The following is a 3,648-nucleotide window of genomic DNA, read 5'->3' on the forward strand; positions in this document are numbered from 1 at the left end:
CCTCGGCCGCCGGCGGCTCGACCACCTCCGGCGCGGCGGCTGCAACAACCGGCGCCGCTTCGACGGCAGGCTCGACCGCGGGCGCAGCGGCCTCGGTGACCGGCGCGGGCGCCTCGACGACCGCCTCGGCGATTTCGGCTTGCTCGACCGCCGCAGCCTCGACCCCGGCCTGCTCGGCGAGCTCGTCACGCTTGACGAAGGTGCGCTTCTTGCGCACCTCGACCTGCACCGTGCGCGCACGCCCGGTGGAGTCGGTGGCGCGGATCTCGGAGGTCTGCTTGCGCGTCAGGGTGATCTTGCCCTTGGGCTGGGTGTCGCCGTGCGAACGCCGCAGGTAGTCCAGCAGCCTCGCCTTGTCCTGTTCGGTGAGCAGGTCGGTGGGGCCGGATTTTTCCACGCCCGCACGCTTCAACTGCTCGAGCAGCACCGCGGCCGGCATTTTCAGTTCGCCGGCAAACTGGGTCACGCTCATCTGTTCCATTACTGCCCTCCCATCATTCTTCGAACCAATGGGCGCGCGCAACGGAAATCAGCGCCTTGGCTCTTTCTTCGTCGATCCCGGCCATTTCGACCAGCTCGTCGACCGCAAGGTCGGCCAGGTCGTCGCGGGTACGAATGCCCTGCTGGGCCAGTGTGGCGGCCAGCGACTTGTCCATGCCTTCGAGGCCGAGCAAGTCGTCGGAAACCTTCTCGAGCTGCTCCTCGGTGACGATGGCCTCGGTCAGCAGCACATTGCGCGCTCGATTGCGCAGTTCGTTGACCGTGTCCTCGTCGAAGGCCTCGATCTCGAGCATTTCGGAGAGCGGCACGTAGGCCACCTCTTCGAGCGAGGAGAAGCCCTCCTCGATCAGGATGTCGGCGACTTCCTCGTCGACGTCCAGTTTCTCCATGAACAGCGCGCGCAGGCCCTGCTGCTCCTGGGCGGTCTTTTCGGCCGACTCCTGCTCGCTCATCAGGTTGATCGTCCACCCGGTGAGCTCGGAGGCGAGCTTGACGTTCTGGCCGCTGCGGCCGATGGCGATCGCGAGGTTGTTCTCGTCGACCACCACGTCCATCGCGTGCGACTCCTCGTCCACGACGATGGAGACGACCTCGGCGGGCTGCAGCGCGGCGACCACGAACTGGGCGGGATCCTGCGACCACACGATGATGTCGATCTGCTCGCCGGCGATCTCGTTGCGCACGGCGGTGACGCGCGAGCCGCGCAGGCCGACGCAGGTACCGATCGGGTCGATGCGTTGGTCGTTGGACTTGACCGCGATCTTGGCGCGCAGGCCGGCGTCGCGGGCGCAGGCCTTGAGCTCGAGCAGGCCGTCCTCGATCTCGGGGACCTCGAGCTCGAAGAGCTTCATGAGGAATTCGGGCGCGGTGCGCGACAGCACCAGCTGCGGGCCGCGCGCGCCGCGGTCGATGCGCAGCAGGAAGGCCTTGACACGATCGCCCACGCGCAGATTCTCGCGCGGGATCTGCTGGTCGCGCGGCAGCACGGCTTCCATGCGGCCGACCTCGATGATCGCGTTGCCGCGCTCCATGCGCTTGATCGAGCCGGAGACGAGGAACTCCTTGCGGTCGAGGAAGTCGTTGAGCACCTGCTCGCGCTCGGCGTCGCGGATCTTCTGCAGGATGACCTGCTTGGCGGCCTGGGCGCCGATGCGACCGAAGTCGATCGGCTCGAGCTCTTCCTCGATGTAGTCACCGATCTGCACGTCGGCGCGCAGCTCGCGGGCATCGATGATGCCCATCTCGGCCTCGTCGTTCGCGACCTCCTCGTCGAGCATCACCAGCCAGCGGCGCTTCGAGGTGTAGTCGCCGGAGTCGCGGTCGATCGACACCACCACGTCGGCATCGTCGTGGATGCGTTTCTTGGTCGCAGAGGCCAAGGCGGTTTCGAGCGCGGAAAAAACGATGTCCTTGGCGACGTTCTTCTCGCGCGCCAAGGCATCGACAAGCAGCAGGATCTCGCGGCTCATTTCAGTAAAACCTCCACATCCACAGTCTCAAAATTGGGGCACCAGGCGCGCTTTCTCGATGTCGTCGAAGGGCAGCAGCACCTCGCCCTTCTCGGTGCGCAGCGCCACCGCGCCGTCCTGCACCCGCTCGATCACGCCCACGAAATTGCGTTGATTGCCGATCGGCAGCGACAGGCGGACCTGCGCCTGCTCGCCGGCGAAACGTTCGAAATCGGCCAGCTTCTTCAACGGGCGGTCGAGGCCGGGTGAGGACACCTCGAGCCGGTCGTAATCGACGTTCTCGACCTCGAACACGCGCTGCAGCTGGTTGCTGACGGTGGCGCAATCGTCGACCGTGATGCCGCGCTCGATGTCGAGGAAGACGCGCAGCAAGCGGCCCTTGGGCGAGAACTCGATATCGACGAGTTCGTATCCCAGTCCGGTCACCACCTGCTCGATCAATCCCTCGACGTCCGCGCGCATCTGCCTGCCCCACCGCTTCGGCGCCACGTCGGGCGCCACAAATAAAAAATGGGCGAAACGCCCATCAAACAATTGTTCCTGCACGAAAAACCGCTGGCCACAACCGCATGACGGAGCGGACGCCTGCCGTGGCTCGTGGCCACAAAGGAAATCCATCCATCAAAGCCGGACGAGTATACAGCCAAACCGCGGGGACGAGCAAACGCACGCGCGAAGATCGCGCGTGCGCCGCTCCCCCGGCGAGGACTGCGGAGTCCCTGCGGGACGCCTCAACGCGCCTGGGTGCGGTGCAGCTTCACCGGCCGCTTGTCGCGCAGATCCTGCTGACGGCTCTGCTGCGGCGGCGGCAGGCCGGCGAGCGCGCAGGCCTCGGCCTCGGGCATCTCCATCCACATGCCGCGCTTGAGGCGCGCGGGCAGCTCGACGCTGCCGTAGCGCACCCGCATCAGCCGGCTCACGGTCAGGCCCACGGCTTCGAACATGCGCCGCACTTCGCGGTTGCGGCCCTCCGAGATCGTCACCCGGTACCAGTGGTTGGCACCCTCGCCGCCCTCGTCGCGCAGCAGGTTGAACTTGGCCGGGCCGTCCTCGAGCTGGATGCCGTCGGTAAGCGACTTCACCTGCTCTTCGGTGAGCTCGCCGAGGATGCGCACCGCGTACTCGCGCTCGAGTTCGTAGCGCGGGTGCATCAGCTTGTTGGCGAGGTCGCCGTCGTTGGTGAACAACAGCAGCCCCGAGGTGTTGAAGTCCAGGCGCCCGACCGCCAGCCAGCGCCCCTTGCGCAGGATGGGCAGGCGCTCGAATACGGTGGGACGGCCCTCGGGGTCGTCGCGCGAGACGATCTCGCCTTCGGGCTTGTGGTAGATCAGCACGCGCGGCGAGCGCTGGGTGAAGCGCAGCGGCACGAGCTTGCCATTGACCTTGACGCGGTCGCCCGGGCCGATCTTCTGGCCGAGCGAGGCCGGCAGGCCATTGACCGAGATGCGCCCGGCCACCACCCATTCCTCGATCTCGCGCCGCGAGGCGACACCCGCCTGGGCGAGCACCTTCTGCAGGCGCTCGGGCTCGCTGAGCGTGGTGGGCGCGTTGCGCCCGCCGCCCGGCCCACGGCCACGCACGGGGCGCTCGCCGCCCTCGGGCTGGCCGAGCGCGGAACGGTGAGCGTCGGGATGGCGGACGGGATCGCCCTCGATGCGCGGCCGGCGCGGCGCAGGCG

4 protein-coding genes are annotated in these 3,648 nt (G+C 67.4%); all 4 read right to left on the bottom strand.

What is annotated here, in order from left to right; all coding sequences use genetic code 11:
* Positions 1–481: translation initiation factor IF-2 associated domain-containing protein (locus tag C665_RS18830; protein WP_004327031.1), on the bottom strand; the 481-nt coding region annotated here is incomplete at its 3' end.
* Positions 482–494: 13 nt separating this feature from the next.
* Positions 495–1,970 (bottom strand): transcription termination factor NusA, encoded by a 1,476-nt coding sequence (nusA, locus tag C665_RS18835; RefSeq protein WP_004327033.1) that lies wholly within the window; start codon positions 1,968–1,970, stop codon positions 495–497.
* 27 nt (positions 1,971–1,997) lie between these two features.
* Positions 1,998–2,432, bottom strand: coding sequence for a ribosome maturation factor RimP (gene rimP, locus C665_RS18840; protein WP_004327035.1), 435 nt, complete (start codon positions 2,430–2,432; stop codon positions 1,998–2,000).
* A 269-nt stretch (positions 2,433–2,701) separates the two neighbouring features.
* Positions 2,702–3,625 carry a 23S rRNA pseudouridine(2605) synthase RluB gene (gene rluB / locus C665_RS18845; RefSeq protein WP_245537192.1) on the bottom strand — a complete coding sequence of 308 codons (924 nt, stop codon included), beginning with the start codon at positions 3,623–3,625 and terminating at the stop codon, positions 2,702–2,704.
* Between the last annotated feature and the right edge of the window lie 23 nt (positions 3,626–3,648).

Origin of the sequence: Thauera aminoaromatica S2, from assembly GCF_000310185.1 — a bacterium.
Taxonomy (GTDB): Bacteria; Pseudomonadota; Gammaproteobacteria; order Burkholderiales; family Rhodocyclaceae; genus Thauera; species Thauera aminoaromatica.